Genomic DNA, 17,409 nt, shown 5'->3' on the forward strand with positions numbered 1-17,409 from the left:
CCGGATCGGCCGCCCGGGGGCGATCGAGGGGCGCCCGAAATCGGCATGGAGCATCTCGAACCCGGCATCGAGGCTGGCGGGTGCGTTCGCCATGGGCCTCGGACCGGTGGCGGCGCCATGGCTCGCTTGGCGACCTGCCGGATCTTCCGCAGCGGATGCTGCGCCGGGACGCGCGTCTCCGGATCGGCATGGCTGGACAGCGATCCGCCCGTCCCGTCTGCACTGCGCATGCCTGCCTCCGCCGTTGATCCGCAGCGGGTGAATCATGTTCTGGAACCGGCGCCGAGGTACGACTATTTCAGCGGCCTGGTAGACATGAGCCCGTGGCCTCCGACCGGTCAGAGCCTTCGGCATCGAAGGAACCGGCACCTTCGCTGCAGGTCTGTCCCGGGAAATTCTGGCCGTGGGTCACACCGTGCTGGGCGTCAAGCGACCGAACCGGCAGCTGCGCAATCTCCACGGCGAATCCGATTGTCCCGGCGCCTGGAGCGCCGCCCGATCCGTGATGAACGGCCCCGCAGAAGCCATGGCAAAAGCCCAAGCCGGACCGTCCGAGATGATCCGCCACTTCACGACCGCACGCGACAATGCCGCAGAAGCAACTTCCCGAGCGATGGTCCCTTTGAAAACATTGATCATCAATGCTCCGGCCGAGCTGCGCGAAGCTCTGGATCAGGTCAGGGGGCGCATCGGACCGGTCCGCCGCGTCGCCGCTCTGCGACCCGGCCCTGTCTCCAGATCCCTTGCATCAGCAAAAGCCGCGATACGCGATCGTGCGGGGCTGGCTGGCGGGGTGGGCCACGCGGCACGGCAGGTTTTCCGGCGATGCGGCCGAGCCCGGGCAGCGGGACCGGCTGGCGGCCCGCCAGCGCAGGACATCGCCGGCGCAGGCCTGCGGCAGGGCGAGGGCCGTGCGTCCCCTGCTCCGGTCCGGAACGCCCCCAAAAAGGCGGGACCGGAGCGGTTGGGAGAAGCCCGGAATTGGCACGCAGCCCCGCTACAGCCGGGCTGCGCACCGGTCCCGTCTTCTGCGCTGGGAAGCGGAACGACATGGCGGCCAGCTCAGGCAAGCGGGCCCTGTCGCCGTCGCCCCTTCACATCCAGACGGCCTTCCCTACGGCCCGGGCGGCGCAAGCCGGACCACCTCGAGAGGCCCCAGCGACGGGACAAGGGACTTGCCGGACTGCGAGGGTCGGCCGCCGGTCGGCCAAGCAGGCGCCCGGCGGCAGTGCGCCGCCCCAGCCGGAACCGGAGCTTCGCTGCCAGGCGGAACCCCGGAGGACTGCGGACACCATATCGGACCATGGCCGTGAACCGCCACAGCCCGCAGTGTTTGCCTGGCCGACGGTCCCTCAGGGGGACCGCCCAACATGCGCTGTCGGACCCGGCGGAGCCCCCGCCGCGGCTCAGCTGCGGTAATCGCTGCCCAGCCCTTCGATGGAACGCAGATGTGCGTCCCATTCCAGCGCCAGGTCTCCGTCCTCTTCCAGCATCTGCACGTATTGGCCATGGACATGGGCGGCGATCTCGTCGTCCACCATCCGCAGCGGCTGGCCGGTGGAGAGCGCCGCGATCTGGATCTCGCAGGCGCGCTCCAGGTAGAACATGTTGGAGAACATCTCCGCCGCGCTGCGCCCGGTGGCGATCAGCCCGTGATTGCGCAGCACCATGACCGGGTGCGTGCCGAAATCGGCGACGATGCGCTCGCGCTCGTCCAGATCCAGCGCGATCCCCTCGAAGTCGTGATAGGCGGTGCGGTTGTGGAACTGCAGCGAGATCTGGTTGAGCGGCAGAAGCCCCTCCTCCATGCAGGACACCGCGACGCCCGCCCGGGTATGGGTATGCATGATCCAGGCCGCGTCATGGCGGTTCATGTGCACGGCCGAATGGATGGTGAAGCCCGCCGGGTTCACCCGGTGCGGGCTGCCGTCGACCTTATTGCCGTGCACGTCGATCTTGACCAGCGAGGAGGCCGTGATCTCCTCCCAGCGCCAGCCATAGGGGTTGATCAGGAAATGTCCGTCCTCGCCCGGCACCCGCGCGGTGATGTGGGTGTAGATCAGGTCGGTGAAGCGGTGGAGCGCGGCCAGCCGGTAGCAGGCGGCCAGATCTTCCCGCGCCTTCTGCTCGGCGGCGGTCATGGCGATGTCCTTCATGCGATGTCCCTTTCCTTCGCGGGCGCCGGGGCGCGCTGGCCCACGGCCTGGCCCGCCCCCTCGGCCGTGATCCCGGCATGGGCGGCGGCATAGCGTTCGAGCTGTCGTGCCACTTCCGGCTCCGGCGGGCAAGCGCGGCGCGTTGTCAGGTCGGTGTGCAGGAGCAGCGTCTCGATCGTCGCCGAGAGCGTGCCGTCCGCACGGAAGATGCGGTGGAAGAGCCGCATCTTCCTGCCCGCGCCCTCCAGCACCTGCGTCGTCGCCGCCAGCCGCTCGCCGACATGCATCTCGGCAAGGTAGCGGATGCGGGTGTCGACGGTGAAGAAGCTCTTGCCCGAGGCGACATAGGCGGCATCGGCGCCGATCAATTGCATCAGCCCGTCGGTGGCCCAGGTCCCGGCCTCCAGATAGGCGGCCTCGTTCATGTGGCCGTTGTAATCGGCCCAGCCCGGCGGCACCTGCCGCGCCGCCGTGACAGGCAGGCCGTCCAGCGTGCCGCCGGTGGGCAGCAGCGCCTCGTGGGCCAGCACCGCGCCGCCGGCACCCGAGCCGCTCTGGCGCAGCGACCGGATCATGCCGACGAGATTGTCGTCGCGCAGCCGTTCCAGATCAGCGATGGTGCGGTCGCCGGACTGCTCGTGGGACTGCTCGCAGATGGCATTGACCAGCGCGCCGTCGAGGTCCGGCACGTCGGTCAGCCGCGACCACGGCCAGGACAGCGAGGGGCCGAACTGTTCCAGATAGTGGCGGTATCCGGTCTCGCCTCCGGCGATGCGGTAGGTCTCGAACAGGCCCATCTGCCCGAGCCGCAGCCCGAAACCGAGCCGGATCGCGTCATCGACCTCGCCCGTGGTGGCGATGCCGTCGCGGATCAGCCAGAGGGCTTCGCGCCAGAGCGCCTCCTGCAGGCGGTTGGCGATGAAGGCGTCAATCTCCTTGCGCAGCACCAGCGGCGCCATGCCGACGGAACGCACCAGCGCCTCGGCCTTCGCGCAGAGCTCCGGTTCCCCGGCGATCTCGACGAGCGGCAGCAGGTAGACCGGGTTGAAGGGATGGACGACCACGACGGGCGCGCCCTGCGACGCCAGATCGGCGGCGCGGAAGCCCGAGGTCGAGGAGCCGATGACCGTCCCCGGCGCCGCCTCCATGATGCCGGCATAGACGCGGTGCTTCAGGTCCAGCCGCTCAGAGACGCTTTCCTGCACCCAGTCCGCGCCCGCGACGGCCTCGTCCAGAGAGGCGGCGAAGGTCAGCGTCCCTTCGGCAGGCAGCGCCCGGTCATAGAGCGCGGGCAGCGCGCGGCGGGCATTCGCCAGCACGGCGGCGATCTTGCGCTTCGCCTCCGGGTCCGGATCGAAGACCGCCACGTCCCAGCCGTTCAGCATGAAGCGCGCCGCCCAGCCGCCGCCGATCAGCCCGCCGCCGATGATCGCGGCGCGGCTCATGCGGCCAGCCCCGTGGGCACGCGCTTGGCGAGGCCCAGCAGGTCGCGGACCTCCTGCGGTCCCATCAGCGAGGCCCCCATGTTCTCCAGCAGGCCCGCCGCCTTTTCGACGAGCTGCGCATTCGTCGCCAGAACGCCCTTCTCCAGGTAGAGGTTGTCCTCCAGCCCGACGCGGACATTGCCCCCGGCCATGGCGGCGGCGGCGACATAGGGCATCTGGTCCCGGCCGAGGCTGAAGGCCGACCATGTCCAGCCCGCGGGCACGTTCGCCACCATCGCCATGAAGGTCTGCAGGTCGTTCGGCGCGCCCCAGGGGATGCCCATGCAGAGCTGCACCAGCGCCGGATCGTCCAGCACGCCTTCCTTGGCCAGCTGCGAGGCGAACCACAGATGGCCGGTGTCGAAGGCCTCGATCTCGGGCTTCACGCCCAGATCGGTCATCATCCGGCCCATGGCGCGCAGCATGTTCGTGGTGTTGGTCATCACGTAGTCGCCGTCGCCGAAATTCATCGAGCCGCAGTCGAGCGTGCAGATCTCGGGCAGGCAGTCGCGGACATGCGCCATGCGTTCCGTGGCTCCCGCCATGTCAGTATTCGGGGCATCCAGCTGCATCGGCGTCTCGGGCGTGCCGAAGGTCAGGTCGCCGCCGATCCCGGCGGTGAGGTTCAGCACCACGTCCACATCGGCCGAGCGGATGCGGTCGGTCAGCTCGCGGTAGAGCGCGAGGTCGCGGCAGGGCGCGCCGGTTTCCGGGTCGCGGACATGGCAATGCACGATGGCCGCGCCGGCCTTGGCGGCGTCGATGGCGGCATCGGCGATTTCGTTCGGCGAGCGCGGCACCAGGCGGCTCTTGTCCTGGGTGGCGCCCGCGCCGGTGACGGCGGCGGTGATGAAGGGCCTGCGGTTCATGCGAAGCGGCATTCTCGTCTCTCCTTACCGGCCCTTCCAGACCGGATCGCGTTTCTCGGCGAAGGCGCGGGCGCCTTCCTTCTGGTCCTCGGAGCGGTAGAGCCGCTCCACGGTCTCGAACTGGCTGCGGGTGATGCGGTTCATGGCGTCCTGGAACTTCATGTCCTCGGCCTCGCGCACGATCTCCTTCAGCGCGGCGAAGACCAGCGGCGGGCCGGAGGCGAGTTCATCCGCCAGCGCCCGCGCCGCCTCCATCAGGCCCTCCGGGGGCAGGATGCGGTTCACCAGTCCCCAGCGATGCGCCTCCTCGGCGTCGAACCAGCGGCCCGTGAGCAGCAGCTCCATCGCGATGTGATAGGGGATGCGCTTCGGCAGCTTCACGGTCGCGGCGTCCGCCACGGTGCCCGAGCGGATTTCCGGCAGGGCGAAGGTGGCGTGGTCCGCCGTGAGGATGATGTCGGCGCCGAGCGCCAGTTCCAGCCCGCCACCGCAGCAGATTCCGTTGACCGCGGCGATCACCGGCTTGTTCAGCCCGCGCAGCTCCTGCAGCCCGCCGAAGCCCCCCACCCCGTAATCCGCATCCGGCCCCTCGCCCGCGGCGGCAGCCTTCAGGTCCCAGCCCGGGCAGAAGAACTTCTCCCCCGCGCCGGTGACGATGGCGACCCGCAGCTCCGGGTCGTCGCGGAACCCCATGAAGGTCTCGCCCAGCTCGCGGCTCGCCGCCATGTCGATCGCATTGGCCTTCGGCCGGTCCAGCGTCACTTCCAGAACGGCCCCGCGCCGCGCGGTGCGGACGGCGGAGGCGGGTTGCGTCATGTCGTTCATTCCATGTCTCCCATGCGGATCAGCGCGTCCGCGGCCACGGCGCGGCCGGGCGTGCAGATCAGCGGGTTGATTTCGATTTCTTCCAGGCGGTCGGCATGCTCGGCCACGAAGCCCTGCACCGCCATGACGGCCGCGACGACCGAGGCCAGATCGGCCCCGGGCTTGCCGCGGTAGCCGCCGAGCAGCGGCGCGATCTTCAGCCGGTCGAGCCCCGCGCGGATTTCGTCCTCCGGCGCCGGGACCAGCATCGACACCGTGTCGGCCATCAGCTCGGTCAGGATGCCGCCCAGCCCCAGCGTCAGCACGAAGCCATGCACCGGATCGCGTACGACCCCGACCAGCAGTTCCGCCACCGTCCCGGTGATCATCTCCTCGACGAGGAAGCTCGCCACCGGCATCGCTTCGGCAGCGCGGCGCACCGCCTCGCCGCTGGCGAGGTTCAGCGCCACCGCCCCGGCCTCGGTCTTGTGGGCAATGCCCTCGCCTTTCAGCACCACCGGGAAGCCGATGGTCCCGGCCGCCGCTTCGGCCTCTGCCGCCGAAGGCGAGCGCGCCGATTGCGGCACGGCGATGCCTGCGCGGGCCAGGACCGCCTTGGCCTCGGCCTCGGCCAGAAGCCGCGGCGCGTTCGCGACCAGCCCCGGGACCAGCAGGCCGGCAGCCGAAGGCGCGGCCCCGGCATCGGCCATGGCACGGACCGCGGCCAGCGCTTCGGCCATGCCGCAGAGCGGCGCGACCCCGGCAGCGACCAGCCTTGCGGCGACGTCCTCCGGCAGGCCCTCGGGCAGCAGCGAAACCACTGCCATCGGCGCGCCGTTCGAGCGGTGCGCCGCGATCGCCGCATGGACCACCTTGTCCCAGTCGGGCGCATCGAAGAGGTCCGAGCGCGGATAGTCGAGCACCACGCAGCAGAGCGCCAGATCGGCCCCGGCCAGCGCGGTGAACGCCGCCTCCAGCGCCGCCTCGTCGCCCCAGCAATGGGTGTTGTAGTCCAGCGGATTTGCCAGCGCGACCCGCGGCCCCAGCGCCTCGGCCAGACCGGCCCTCTGCGCGGGCGTGAGGGACGGGAAGGCCACGCCCTTCGCGGCGCCCAGATCGGCCATCAGCGAGGCCTCGCCCCCCGAGCAGGACGCCGAGGCGATGCGCGCCGAAGCGAGCCGGCCCGTGACATGGGCCAGCTTCAGCGCCTCGACCAATTCCGCCGCGCTGTCGACCTGCGCGAAGCCCAGGCGCGCTGCCAGCGCCCGCGCCCCGGCATCCGACCCGGAAAGCGAGGCGGTATGCGACACAGCCGCCGCCTGCGCCTGTTCGGAGCGGCCGACCTTCAGCAGGACCACCGGCTTGCCCAGCTCGGCGGCGCGGCGCGACAGCCGCTCGAAAGCGGGCAGGTCCGAAAAGCCCTCGACATGCAGCCCGAGCGCGGTGATGCGCGGGTCCTCGAGCAGGCCGAGACCGATCTCGGCCATGGAGGCCTGCGCCTGGTTGCCGGCCCCGGCGACGACAGCCAACGGCAGGCCGCGGCGCTGCATGGTGAGGTTGATCAGCACGTTGGAGGACTGGCCGACCACGGCAACGCCGGAGGAAAGCGGCGACAGCCCGTGCATGTCCGGCCAGAGCGCCACGCCGTCGAGCGCATTGACGAAGCCGTAGCAGTTGGGGCCGAGGATGCGCATCGGTCCCGCGGCCTCGACCAGCCGCGCCTGCAGCTCCGGCCCGTCGGGCAGCTCGGCCACCGCCTCGGCATAGCCGTTGGCGAAGCAGACCGCCCCGCTGCAGCCCATGGCGGACAGTTCCGCCGCCACGCCGATCGTGGCCTCGCGGTTGACGCCGATGAAGGCGGCATCCGGGACCCCCGGCAGCTCCGACAGCGAACGGACCGCCGGCAGTCCGCCGACCGTCTCCTTCTTCGGATGCACCGGCCAGATCGGCCCGGCAAAGCCGGTGGCGCGGCAGCGCGCGACCACCGCCTCGCACCAGGCGCCGCCGCCGATCACCGCGACGGCGCGCGGGCTGAAGAGCCTGGAAAGCGGCTGCATCTCAGACCCCCAGCGGCCGGAAGATCTCCCGGCTGATGATGTGGCGCTGGATCTCCGAGGTGCCGTCCCAGATGCGCTCCACCCGTGCATCGCGCCAGAAACGCTCGATCGGCAGCTCGTCCATCAATCCCATGCCGCCATGGATCTGCAGCGCCGCGTCGGTGACGCGCGCCAGCATCTCGGAGGCATAGACCTTGGCCGAGGCGATCTCGCGGTTCGCGGGCAGGCCCTGGTCGAGCCGCCAGGCAGAGCTGAGCGTCAGCCAGTCCGCCGCGTCGATCTCCGTCACCATGTCGGCGATCTGGAAGCTGACCCCCTGGAAGCGGCCGATTTCCTGGCCGAACTGCTTGCGCTGCGCGGCGTAGTCCACCGCCATGTCGAAGACCCGGCGCGCCCTGCCCACCGACATGGTGGCGACGGTGATCCGCGTGGCGTAGAGCCACTCGTTCATCACCTCGAAGCCGCCATCGACCTCGCCCAGCACCTGCGCATCCGGCAGGCGGCAATCGTCGAAATAGAGGATGCAGTTCTTGTAGCCGCGATGCGAAACCGAGTTGTAGCCCTTGCGCACCTCGAAGCCCGGCGTGCCGCGATCGACGAGGAAGCAGGTGATCCGCTTCTTCGGGCCGCGCGGGGTCTCGTCGACGCCGGTCGCGACGAAGACGATGAAGAAATCGGCATGGTCCGCACCCGAGATGAAATGCTTTGACCCGTTCACCACCCAGTCGCCGCCATCGCGCACGGCGGTGCATTTCATGCCGCGCACGTCGGACCCGGCATCGGGTTCGGTCATCGCCAGCGCATCCATCCGCTCGCCCTTCACGGCAGGCGAGAGGTAGCGCTCGATCTGCTCGCCCTTGCAGGCCATCAGGATGTTCTGCGGACGGCCGAAGAAATGCGTCAGCGCCATCGAGCCGCGGCCGAGCTCGCGCTCCACCAGCGCGAATTCCAGGTGGCTCAGCCCCGGACCGCCCGCGCTTTCGGGGAAATTCGACGCATAGAAGCCCATGTCGAGGACCTTCTGCTTGATGCCCTGCGCGATCTCGGCGGGAACCTCGCCGGTGCGCTCGACCAGCGCCTCATGCGGATAGATCTCGTTCTCGACAAAGCTCCGCACGGTCGAGACGATCATCTCCTGCTCGCCGGTCAGTCCGAATTGCATGTGTCATGCCCTCTTGTTCACTTGTCCCGAAAATGCGACTCCGGCAGGGACAGATCATGCAGTTCAGGTCAACTTTCATGCAGAACGGGAAAAATTTGCATCGTCCGCGCAAGGTTGCGGTTCTGCTGTTCGATGCCTTCTCGAACCACTGCCTGGCGAATGCGGTCGAGCCGCTTCGCGCCTGCAACAACCTGACCGGACGGAACCTCTATGAATGGGACTATGTCAGCCTGGACGGACGTCCCGTGACCTCCTCCTCGGGCCTGACGGTGCAGACCGGCATGGCGCTGGCCGCGCATCCGGGGGGCGACTACCTTTTCGTGGTGTCGAGCTACGATTTCCAGCGCCACGGCAGGGCGGCCACGGCGCGCGGGCTGCGCGCGGCGCGGCGTCGCTTCGCCACGATGGCGGGGATGGATACCGGAAGCTGGCTGATCGCCCATGCCGGGCTGGCGGCGGGGCGGCGGGTCACGATCCACTGGGACGAGGCCGACCGGCTGGCCGAGGATTTCCCCGAAGCCGAAGTCGATCCGGCGCGGGTCCTGCATGACGGCGACCTGATTTCCTGCGGCGGGGCGACGACGACCTTCGAGCTGATCCTGGACCTGATCGAGGCGCATCACGGGCCGATGCTGCGGCTGGAGGTGTCGACGCTCTTCATGCATGGCGAGACGCGGCGCGGCGACGGCCTGCCGCCCGGGCGGGAACCCGAGGCGGGGGTGTCGCTGATGCGGCGGCGGATCGAGACGCCGGTGCCTGTGGCCGAGATCGCCGGGGAGCTGGGGCTGAGCAAGCGCGCCTTCGAAGAGCGCTGCATGGCGCGCTACGGGCTCACGCCGCGGCGGCTCTACCTGTCGACGCGGCTGCGAGAGGCCCGGCGGATGGTGGAGACAACCGGGTTGTCGGTGGCCGAGATCGCCACGCGCTGCGGCTACAGGGACGCCAGCGCGATGACGCGGGCCTTCCGCAAGGAATTCGGGATTGCCCCGCGCGACCTGCGCGCGAGGCTGCGGCAGGGCTAGCCGCGCCAGCCCGGCGCGTCGGTGTCGAGCTTCGATTTCAGGTAGTCGAAATGCCGCCCGGCCATGCCGCGATACGGCTTCCAGCCCTCGGCAGTGTTGCGCGCCACCTCGTCCGACAGCACGGCGAGCGGCTTGCCGGTGGAGTGGGCGAGGATCAGCGTCTGCGCTGCCTTCTCGAAGAAATAGAGGTCTTCGAAGGCATCGGCGACGGTCGGGCCTGCGACGGTGACGCCGTGATTGCCCATGACCAGAACCGAGTTGCCCTTCATCGCCGTGGCGAGGCGGACGCCCTCTTCCTCGGCATCGGCGATGCCGCCGAACTCGAGGTCATAGCCCACCCGGCCGAAGAACCGCGCCGTGTTGTTGTCGAGGGGCAGCACCGTCGGGTCCTTCAGGCAGGCCAGCGCCACGGCATGGGGCGAATGGGCATGCAGCACCACCCGCGCCTCGGGCAGCATCCGGTGGATCGTGCCATGCACCGTCCAGGCGGAGGCATCCGGCGCGTCAGGCCCCTGCATAGCAGACGGATCGTCGGCGTTCAGCACCAGCAGGTCATCGGGACGGATCGAGCCGAAATGCTGCCATTTGCGGTTCAGCAGGAAGGTCTTGCCGCAGGGCGACAGCGCCGCGCTGAAATGGTTGCCGACGGACTCGCTCCAGCCGAAGCGGTCGCAGATGCGGAAAGCCGCGGCCAGATCCTCGCGGAGCCTTGTCAGCTCCGCGGGTTCCGCGGCCTCGTTGCGGATCGCGCCGAGGCTCATTTGAACCGGCCTTCCGAGGTCAGCGCGCGGTAGGTGGAGCGCATCTCGGCCCGGTCGGCATAGCAGCCGCGCAGGTAGCGCTCGCCGCTTTCCGCCGTGTAGGCGGCGCGGCCATGGACGATGCGGTGGTTGTCGAAGACGATGCATTCGCCGGCATGGAGCGTGAATTTCATCACGAAGCGGTCGTCCTGCAGCATCTTCCCGAAGCGGACGAAGGCCGGATAGTAGCTGTCTAGCAGGTCCTGCGGCAGGTCGGAGATGTCGAACATGTGCTGGCTGATGGTGACGCCGGTGACATTGCCGTTGCCGTCGAGCTCGATCACCCGCTGGCGCGAGCGCATGTCGTAATGGTCATGCTCGCAGTAGTAGGGCACTTCGGTCTCGGCCAGCAGGCGGAACTCCTCGGGATGCGCCTCGCGGAAGGCCTCGGCCACGGCGACGCCGTCGAGGAACAGGTTGCGCCCGCCTTCGACGGAATTGCGGCGCATGTGCAGGAACTGCACGCCCGGCGCGTATTCTTCCGCGGGCGTGTCGGTATGCATCTCCAGTGCGCCCGCCGTGTAGGCAAGGTTGGTCGGCTTGATATGGGTCCGCACGTCGAAATAGAGGCCGAAGAAGGTCGGGCGGACATGGCCCATCAACTCGGCCGTCTCGGTCAGCGCCTCGTCGGTATCGGGCATCTCCGTGACGATGGCGACGCCCTCGACCAGGATCGCCTCGATCCAGGCGGCGACCCTGGCGGGCTCGGCCTTCAGCTCGGCATGGCTGAAGCGGGCGATGGCGCCATAATGGTCCGCGAACCAGGCGCGGCGCGGCTTTTCCGCCGGGTCGAAGCGCGGCAGGCCCTGGCTGTAGGCCTCCAGGAAGCTCAGCGGATAGGTGGAGACATGCGCCTCGCCCGCCCAGCCGACGGTCAGGCTGCCGCCGTCGATCTGCGCCCAGTCGGGGCGCGGCGCGGCGCCGAGATGCATGATGTCGAAGCTTCGCTCGCGGGTGGCGCTGTCGAAGGAGCTGGGGCAGTTGTCGCGCAGCCAGTAGTAGTTGAAATACGCCTCCCCAGCCGCCAGCGGCAAGGTCAGGCCCTTGTCGCCGAGGGTGACGGGATTTGCGGAGACATCTGCGAGCGTATCCATGGGAATGCCTTAACTTGGGGGGAGAGGGCGCCGGGCATGGCCGGCCGATGACTCGCAGATTGCACAAGGTTCCGTGGTTCTGGTAGATCGTTAAAACCAAACTCAACTTAATGGATCTCTTAACTTATGGAACCCCTGCCGCCGCTGCGCCTGCTGACCGTGTTCGAGACGGTGGACCGTGCCGGTTCCATGCGCGCGGCCGCCGCCGAGCTGAACGTGTCGCTGCCCGCGGTCAGCCAGTCGCTGAAGGCGCTGGAGGACCATGTCGGCGTGGCGCTTTTCGACCGCACGGTGCGGCCCGCGCGGCTGACGCAGGCGGGCCAGCAGCTGGCGCAGGCGGTGCGGGAGGGGATCGGGCTGATCTCGGCGGCCATCGCCTCGATCCGCGCGTCGGCCTCCGGGGAGGCGCCCGCGCTGACCGTGGCCTGCACGGTGGGGATGGCGACGCATTGGCTGATGCCGCGGCTCTCGGGCTTCTACGCGGCGCATCCGGACATCCTGATCAACGTCCAGGCGATGCCCTCGGACCTGAAGCGGCGGGCACCCGGCATGGATGTGGTGCTGCGCTATGGCGACGGCGGCTGGACCGACGGAACGACGCAGGTTCTGTTCCCGGAACGCATCTGCCCGGTCGGCCATCCGGCACTGGTCGCGCGGCTGGCAGAGGCCGGGACCGGCCTCCACATGGCGCCGCTGATCCATGTCGAATTCGAAGGCGCGCGGCACTGGACCGGCTGGGCCGAGTATTGCCGCCTCAGCGGCCTGCCCGCGCCGCGCAGCCGCGGGCTGATGTTCAACACCTATGTGCAGGCGGTGCAGGCGGCGCTGCATGGCCAGGGGCTGATCCTCGGCTGGCGCTCGATCACCGAGGGGATCGAGGCCGAGGGGCGGCTGGCGCGCTGGCCGGGCGGAGAGCTGGACCTCGGCACGGCCTATCACATGACCATCGCGCCGGAAGCGGAGGCCGGGCCCGCCTGCCGGGCCTTCGCGGAGTGGCTGCTGGCCGAAGGCGCCGCTCAGCCCTGAGCGGCGCGCTTGGCCCGGTACTGCAGCCCGGCACGGATCAGCGTCGCCGCGGTCACCAGCACGATCAGGATCACCGAGACAGCAGCGATCGACGGGTCGATATTGTCCCGCAGCCCCATCCACATCCGCCTGGGCAGGGTGATCGCGTTCACCGAGGTGACGAAGAGCGTCACGCCGATCTCGTCCCAGGACAGCAGAAACGCCAGGAAGAACGCCCCGCCGATGCCGAAGCGGATGTTGGGCAGGATCACCGAGAAGATGCGGGTCCGCAGGGACGCCCCCATCGACTGCGCGGCAAGGTCGATCCGGCGGTCGAACTGCGACAGCGCGACGAAGACCATGACCACCGCATAGGGCACGCTCATCACCGAATGGGTCAGCGCGACGCCCGCCCATGTGTCATAGGCGATCACGCCGTTCCACTGGGTCAGCCGGTTGAGGAAGAAGTAGAGCGTCAGCGCCGACACCACCGGCGGCGCCACCATCGGCAGCAGCACCAGCCCGGTCATCACCTGCGAGAAGATCGGCTTGAAGAGCCAGATGCCGATGCAGAAGGCAGTGGCCAGCAGGCAGGAAAAGGCAGCGGAGGCGAGCCCGATCTTCACCGACAGCAGCACGCTGCCGATCCATGCCGGATCGCTCAGCAGCGCCTCGTAATGGCGGCCGGACCATTCGCCCGCGGGCATGGACAGGAAGCGCTTGGGCGTGAAGCTGACCGGCACCACGGCGATCAGCGGCATCAGCAGGAAGACCGAGACCAGCGCGCCGGATGTGGACAGCGCGAGGCCGGGACGGAAGCGGGTCATTTCGCGAGGTCTCCGTAGCGGCGCATCAGCGTGACGAGAATGCCGGCGATGGCGGCCATCAGGAGCACGCTGACCGCGGTGGCGAGGCCCCAGTCGGGGATCTGGAAGAGCCGCAGGTAGATCAGCTCTGCCGCCATCACGCTGCGTCCGCCGCCCAGGATCGCCGGCGTGACGTAGAAGCCGATCGAGAAGACGAAGACCAGGAGCGCTGCGCCCATCATGCCGCTGCGGGTCATCGGGACGAAGACCTGCCAGAAGGTGCGCATCCGCGAGGCCCCCATGCCCTCGGCGGCGAGCAGGACGCGCTCGTCGACATTGCGCATGGCGGCGGCCAGCGGAAAGGCGGCGAAGGGGATCAGGTAGTGCGTCATGCCGACGATCACGCCGAACTCGTTATGGACAAGCGGCAGGGACATGTCGATCAGCCCGGCCTTCTTCAGCCAGGTGTTGATCATGCCGCGGTTCGACAGCATGGCGAGCCAGCCGAAGGCGCGCGACAGCACCGAGATCCAGAACGGGATCATGATGCAGAGCTCGACCAGCAGCGAGGTCAGCGCGCTGCCCCGCACCCAGAGGAAGGTCACGACATAGGCGGCCGCGACCGACAGCACCGTGACCGAGGCGCAGACGCGCAGGGTGCGCCAGAAGACGCTCTGCACCAGCGGGTCGGAGACGGCGGTCCCGTAATGCGAAAGCGTCAGCCCCGGCTCGTCGCCGGTGACCGAAAGCTGCACGATGCCGAGGAAGGGAAGGATATAGCTCGCTCCGAGGAACAGGAGCAGCGGCAGGATGAGGACGGCGCGCGCCAGCATGGGGGACCCCCGTTGAGGGCCGCCCTCCGCAGAGGGCGGCGGGACCGGCTCAGGCCGAGATGATCTTCAGGTAGGCGTCGAGCGCCGCGCTATAGTTTTCCTCGTACCAGGCCATGTCGAGGGGGATCTGCCTGTCGAAATTCGCCGGATCGGTCGGGTTGAAGGGCTTCATCTCCTCGGGGATCAGCGCGTCCGCCGCCGGGTTGGCCGGACCGTTGCCCAGCAGCTCGAACAGCTTCGCCTGCCCCTCGGGCGACTGGCCCGCCGCGATGTACTTCATCGCCAGTTCCGGCCCGGCGGGGTTGTTGGCGAGGACCCCGGTGGAGCCCGGCGCGACGATGCCCTCGTCCCAGATGAAGGTGATCTCGCCCTCGGTATCGGCATGGACGACCTTGGCGCGGGTGCTCCAGATCAGCGCCATGGTGACGTCGCCGCCCAGCAGCAGCGTCTGGCTTTCGGCGCCGCCGCCCCAGAAGGCCGCGACATTGTCCTTGAACCCCGCGATCTTGGCATGGGCGCGCTCGAGATCGAGCGGGTACAGGTCCGCAGGCGCCACGCCGTCGGCCAGCAGCGCCGCCTCCCACATTCCCGCGCCCCATTTGTACATCGACCGCTTGCCGGGGAATTTCTCGGTGTCGAAGAAATCGGCCATCGAGGCCGGCGGCTCGTCATAGGCCGTCGTGTCATAGGCGATGACGTAGGAATAGAAATAGGTCGAGGCCGCGTAGTCCCATTTGAAGCCGGGGCGGATCTTGGACTCGTCCACGACCGACCAGTCGATCGGCGCCATGTAGCCCTTCTTGCCGAGCGCCTGGCCGGAGAACGGATCGCAATCCACCAGGTCCCAGGTCGGATGGCCGCTTTCGGCCTGTGCGGTGATCGCGCCTTCGGTCGGGCCGGAGCCGTCGAACAGCACCTGCACGCCGGTTTCCGCCGTGAAGGGCTTGCCGAAGGCCTCGCCCATCGCGTCGACCGCGTCGCCGCCCCAGTTGACGAAGACCAGCTTCTGGCCGACGGCCAGCGCGCGACCGGCACCGAGCCCCAGCGCCGAAGTGCCGGCCAGGAGGCCGAGCCCCTGCAGCAGCGTGCGGCGCGAAATCTGGCCCTTCTGATGGCGTTCGCGCAGGATCTCGGCGCAGTCGTTACGGAAATGGCTGTTCATGGGGTTCCCTGTCGTTTTGTCTGTCTTCGGTTATGTCTTGGAGGAAGGGGTCAGATGACGAAGCTGTCCCGCGCGTCCCAGCCGAGCCAAACCTGCGCGCCCTCGCGGATCGCCGGAGCGGCCGTCGCAGTCGGCAGCGTCATGGTGGCGGGCACGCCGCCCGCGCCTTCGAGGATCAGCCGGGTCGAGGGGCCGAGATAGATGCGGTCGGTGACCCGCATCGGCAGCGCGTTTCCCTCGGGCTCCGTCAGGCCCAGGCGCATGTGCTCGGGCCGGATGGCGAGGTCGCTGCCCTGCCCCGCCGCCTCGGGCAGAAGGATCGGACGTCCGCCCACTGCGCCGCCCGCCAGCGGGAAGACGTTGATGTCGCCGAGGAACTCCGCGACGAAGCGGTTCGCCGGGCGTTCGTAGACATCCTCGGGCGTGCCGATCTGCTGGAGCCGGCCCTTCTCGAAGATGGCGACATGGCTGGAGAGCGCCAGCGCCTCCTCCTGGTCATGGGTGACGAAGACGAAGGTGGTGCCCAGCTCGCGGTGGAGGCGGCGCAGTTCCTCCTGCATCTGCAGGCGGAGGTTCTTGTCCAGTGCCGAGAACGGCTCGTCGAGCAGCAGCACCGACGGCTCGTAGGCCAGCGCGCGGGCGAGCGCGACGCGCTGCTGCTGGCCGCCGGAGAGCTTGGCGGGCTTCTTGTGGCCGTGGCCCTCGAGCCCGACCATGGCGATCATCTGCTCGACCCGCGCCTTGATCTCCTTCGCCCCGCGCTTCTGCACCTTGAGCGGAAAGGCGATGTTCTCGGCCACGGTCAGATGCGGCATCAGTGCATAGCCCTGGAACACCATGCCGAAGCCGCGCTTGCCCGGCGGGACATGGGTCATGTCCTGCCCGTCGAGCATCAGGCTGCCCTCGCTCGGTTCGTAGAACCCGGCCAGCACGGTCAGGAAGGTCGTCTTGCCTGAGCCCGAAGGCCCGAGAAGCGACAGGAACTCGCCCTTCTGGACGGTCAGCGACACGTCCTGGAGCGCGCTGAAATGGCCGAACCGCATGTGGATGCCGCGCGCTTCGATCTGTGCTGGAGCTGTCACCCTGACCTCGCCGGATTGCTTCGGAAACGGGCGCCGCAGCACCCGCGGCCAACCTAGGGAGGATCAAACAGGAGAATCAAATGAAACTTTCGCGCCGTCTTGGCAAATTTCATTTGCCGTTACGTCGCTCATTTCAGCAGGGATGAATTCTTCCGCAACTCCTGCTTCAGCCAGGTATGAAAGGCGTCAACCACGGGATTTTCCAGCTTTTCCGAAGGCGTGCAGAGATAGTAGCCGGTATCGGAATGCAGCTTTCCGGGGAAGGGCCGGGCCAGCTGGCCCGATTCCACCGCATGGCCCCAAAGCACCATGTCCCCGATCACCACCCCCTGGCCCGCCAGCACGGCGGAATGGGCGACATTCATCCCCGAAAAGCAGATGCCGCGATGCGCCTGTTCGGGCGGCAGGCCGACGAGGCGCATCCAGCTTTCCCAGTCGGCGAAATCGCCGATATGCAGCAAGGTCGCGCGCTGCAGGCTGCCGGGATCGACGAAGCCGCCCATCCGGTCGAGATAGTCCGGCGTGCAGAGCGGGGTGAACTCGACCGGCAGCAGCGGCTCCACCACCAGGTCGGCACGGCCGTCATGGCCGAAGGTGATGAACGTGTCGATTTCGGGATTGGCGGTGCTGTCGATGCGCATCGGCGTGACCAGCGAGACGGTGACATCCGGGTTCGCCTCGACGAAATCGCCCAGATGCTGGCAGAGCCAGGCGGAGGCGAAGCCTGCCGGGCAGCTGACATGCAGCGTGCCGCTGATCCCGTGCCGCCCGGCGCGGGTCCCCGAGGCCGAGATCAGGCTGAGCGCGCGGCGCACGTCGGAGGCATAGTCGCGCGCGCGCGGGGTCAGCTCGATGCGGTTGCCGACGCGGATGGTCAGGTCGAAATCCAGCTCGCGCTCCAGCAGGCGCAGCTGGTGGCTGATCGCGCTGCGCGTCAGGTTCAGCTCTTCGGCGGCCTGCCAGATCGAGCCCAGCCGCGCGACGCTTTCCAGCGCGCGCAGCGCATTCATCGATGGCACCCGCAAGCCCGGCCTCCTGCCCTGATCCGCAACCCGCCGGATCATACGGGGCGC

16 protein-coding genes and 1 pseudogene are annotated in these 17,409 nt (G+C 68.7%); 2 read left to right on the forward strand and 15 right to left on the reverse strand.

Annotated elements, in window-relative coordinates:
• The 8 genes and pseudogenes from HCC78_RS33810 to HCC78_RS17830 all read right to left on the reverse strand — a co-directional run.
• Positions 1-230 (reverse strand): annotated as a pseudogene (locus HCC78_RS33810) (hypothetical protein); the annotation flags it as partial.
• 178 nt (positions 231-408) lie between these two features.
• Entirely contained in the window at positions 409-639 is a 231-nt protein-coding gene (locus HCC78_RS17800) for a hypothetical protein (RefSeq protein WP_172330147.1), read from the reverse strand.
• Positions 640-1,406: 767 nt separating this feature from the next.
• A complete protein-coding gene (locus HCC78_RS17805) occupies positions 1,407-2,156 on the reverse strand; it encodes a class II aldolase/adducin family protein (RefSeq protein WP_371743856.1) in 750 nt (249 codons plus the stop codon).
• Positions 2,153-3,601, reverse strand: a complete 1,449-nt coding sequence (locus HCC78_RS17810; RefSeq protein WP_172330148.1) for a carnitine 3-dehydrogenase — start codon at positions 3,599-3,601, stop codon at positions 2,153-2,155. Before HCC78_RS17810 ends, HCC78_RS17805 begins: the two co-directional genes overlap by 4 nt.
• Positions 3,598-4,521: a 3-keto-5-aminohexanoate cleavage protein gene (locus HCC78_RS17815; protein ID WP_172330149.1), complete on the reverse strand. Its 924-nt coding sequence runs from the start codon at positions 4,519-4,521 to the stop codon at positions 3,598-3,600. Before HCC78_RS17815 ends, HCC78_RS17810 begins: the two co-directional genes overlap by 4 nt.
• Before the next feature lie 12 nt (positions 4,522-4,533).
• The gene (locus tag HCC78_RS17820) at positions 4,534-5,325 is read right to left on the reverse strand and encodes a carnitinyl-CoA dehydratase (protein ID WP_172330194.1); all 792 of its coding nucleotides are present in this window, start codon (positions 5,323-5,325) and stop codon (positions 4,534-4,536) included.
• Positions 5,326-5,330: 5 nt separating this feature from the next.
• A complete protein-coding gene (locus HCC78_RS17825) occupies positions 5,331-7,370 on the reverse strand; it encodes an acetate--CoA ligase family protein (protein WP_172330150.1) in 2,040 nt (679 codons plus the stop codon).
• Between the two features lies 1 nt (position 7,371).
• Complete coding sequence (locus HCC78_RS17830; RefSeq protein ID WP_172330151.1) at positions 7,372-8,532, reverse strand: acyl-CoA dehydrogenase family protein; 1,161 nt, start codon at positions 8,530-8,532, stop codon at positions 7,372-7,374.
• Positions 8,533-8,609: 77 nt separating this feature from the next.
• On the opposite strand from HCC78_RS17830, the gene HCC78_RS17835 reads away from it, so the two are divergent.
• Complete coding sequence (locus HCC78_RS17835) at positions 8,610-9,554, forward strand: GlxA family transcriptional regulator (protein ID WP_172330152.1); 945 nt, start codon at positions 8,610-8,612, stop codon at positions 9,552-9,554.
• On the opposite strand, the gene HCC78_RS17840 is transcribed toward HCC78_RS17835, so the two are convergent.
• Together HCC78_RS17840 and HCC78_RS17845 are read right to left on the reverse strand one after the other, a co-directional pair.
• Positions 9,551-10,315 (reverse strand): class II aldolase/adducin family protein, encoded by a 765-nt coding sequence (locus HCC78_RS17840; RefSeq protein WP_172330153.1) that lies wholly within the window; start codon positions 10,313-10,315, stop codon positions 9,551-9,553. The two genes, HCC78_RS17835 and HCC78_RS17840, sit on opposite strands and share 4 nt — an antisense overlap.
• Positions 10,312-11,448, reverse strand: coding sequence for a TauD/TfdA family dioxygenase (locus HCC78_RS17845; RefSeq protein ID WP_172330154.1), 1,137 nt, complete (start codon positions 11,446-11,448; stop codon positions 10,312-10,314). Before HCC78_RS17845 ends, HCC78_RS17840 begins: the two co-directional genes overlap by 4 nt.
• 126 nt (positions 11,449-11,574) lie before the next feature.
• On the opposite strand from HCC78_RS17845, the gene HCC78_RS17850 reads away from it, so the two are divergent.
• A complete protein-coding gene (locus HCC78_RS17850; protein ID WP_172330155.1) occupies positions 11,575-12,474 on the forward strand; it encodes a LysR substrate-binding domain-containing protein in 900 nt (299 codons plus the stop codon).
• Here the strand turns inward: HCC78_RS17850 and HCC78_RS17855 are convergent.
• The 5 genes from HCC78_RS17855 to HCC78_RS17875 form a co-directional block, all read right to left on the reverse strand.
• Positions 12,465-13,280, reverse strand: a complete 816-nt coding sequence (locus HCC78_RS17855; RefSeq protein WP_172330156.1) for an ABC transporter permease — start codon at positions 13,278-13,280, stop codon at positions 12,465-12,467. The two genes, HCC78_RS17850 and HCC78_RS17855, sit on opposite strands and share 10 nt — an antisense overlap.
• Positions 13,277-14,092: an ABC transporter permease gene (locus tag HCC78_RS17860; RefSeq protein WP_172330157.1), complete on the reverse strand. Its 816-nt coding sequence runs from the start codon at positions 14,090-14,092 to the stop codon at positions 13,277-13,279. The genes HCC78_RS17855 and HCC78_RS17860 overlap by 4 nt, the downstream gene beginning before the upstream one ends.
• A 49-nt stretch (positions 14,093-14,141) precedes the next feature.
• Complete coding sequence (locus HCC78_RS17865) at positions 14,142-15,254, reverse strand: ABC transporter substrate-binding protein (RefSeq protein ID WP_172330158.1); 1,113 nt, start codon at positions 15,252-15,254, stop codon at positions 14,142-14,144.
• Between the two features lie 50 nt (positions 15,255-15,304).
• The gene (locus HCC78_RS17870) at positions 15,305-16,336 is read right to left on the reverse strand and encodes an ABC transporter ATP-binding protein (RefSeq protein WP_371743857.1); all 1,032 of its coding nucleotides are present in this window, start codon (positions 16,334-16,336) and stop codon (positions 15,305-15,307) included.
• A 128-nt stretch (positions 16,337-16,464) separates the two neighbouring features.
• Positions 16,465-17,355, reverse strand: a complete 891-nt coding sequence (locus tag HCC78_RS17875; RefSeq protein ID WP_371743858.1) for a LysR substrate-binding domain-containing protein — start codon at positions 17,353-17,355, stop codon at positions 16,465-16,467.
• Positions 17,356-17,409 lie beyond the last annotated feature (54 nt).

The sequence above is a fragment of the Mangrovicoccus sp. HB161399 genome (assembly GCF_013184745.1).
Lineage (GTDB): Bacteria > Pseudomonadota > Alphaproteobacteria > Rhodobacterales > Rhodobacteraceae > Mangrovicoccus.

Coding starts and splice junctions, on each gene's coding strand:
- HCC78_RS17835 (WP_172330152.1), top strand. CDS start 8,610: ATGCAGAACGGGAAAAATTTGCATCGTCCGCGCAAGGTTGCGGTTCTG.
- HCC78_RS17830 (WP_172330151.1), bottom strand. CDS start 8,532: ATGCAATTCGGACTGACCGGCGAGCAGGAGATGATCGTCTCGACCGTG.
- HCC78_RS17860 (WP_172330157.1), bottom strand. CDS start 14,092: ATGCTGGCGCGCGCCGTCCTCATCCTGCCGCTGCTCCTGTTCCTCGGA.
- HCC78_RS17845 (WP_172330154.1), bottom strand. CDS start 11,448: ATGGATACGCTCGCAGATGTCTCCGCAAATCCCGTCACCCTCGGCGAC.
- HCC78_RS17810 (WP_172330148.1), bottom strand. CDS start 3,601: ATGAGCCGCGCCGCGATCATCGGCGGCGGGCTGATCGGCGGCGGCTGG.
- HCC78_RS17855 (WP_172330156.1), bottom strand. CDS start 13,280: ATGACCCGCTTCCGTCCCGGCCTCGCGCTGTCCACATCCGGCGCGCTG.
- HCC78_RS17800 (WP_172330147.1), bottom strand. CDS start 639: ATGATCAATGTTTTCAAAGGGACCATCGCTCGGGAAGTTGCTTCTGCG.
- HCC78_RS17825 (WP_172330150.1), bottom strand. CDS start 7,370: ATGCAGCCGCTTTCCAGGCTCTTCAGCCCGCGCGCCGTCGCGGTGATC.
- HCC78_RS17840 (WP_172330153.1), bottom strand. CDS start 10,315: ATGAGCCTCGGCGCGATCCGCAACGAGGCCGCGGAACCCGCGGAGCTG.
- HCC78_RS17850 (WP_172330155.1), top strand. CDS start 11,575: ATGGAACCCCTGCCGCCGCTGCGCCTGCTGACCGTGTTCGAGACGGTG.
- HCC78_RS17815 (WP_172330149.1), bottom strand. CDS start 4,521: ATGCCGCTTCGCATGAACCGCAGGCCCTTCATCACCGCCGCCGTCACC.
- HCC78_RS17805 (WP_371743856.1), bottom strand. CDS start 2,156: ATGAAGGACATCGCCATGACCGCCGCCGAGCAGAAGGCGCGGGAAGAT.
- HCC78_RS17865 (WP_172330158.1), bottom strand. CDS start 15,254: ATGAACAGCCATTTCCGTAACGACTGCGCCGAGATCCTGCGCGAACGC.
- HCC78_RS17820 (WP_172330194.1), bottom strand. CDS start 5,325: ATGACGCAACCCGCCTCCGCCGTCCGCACCGCGCGGCGCGGGGCCGTT.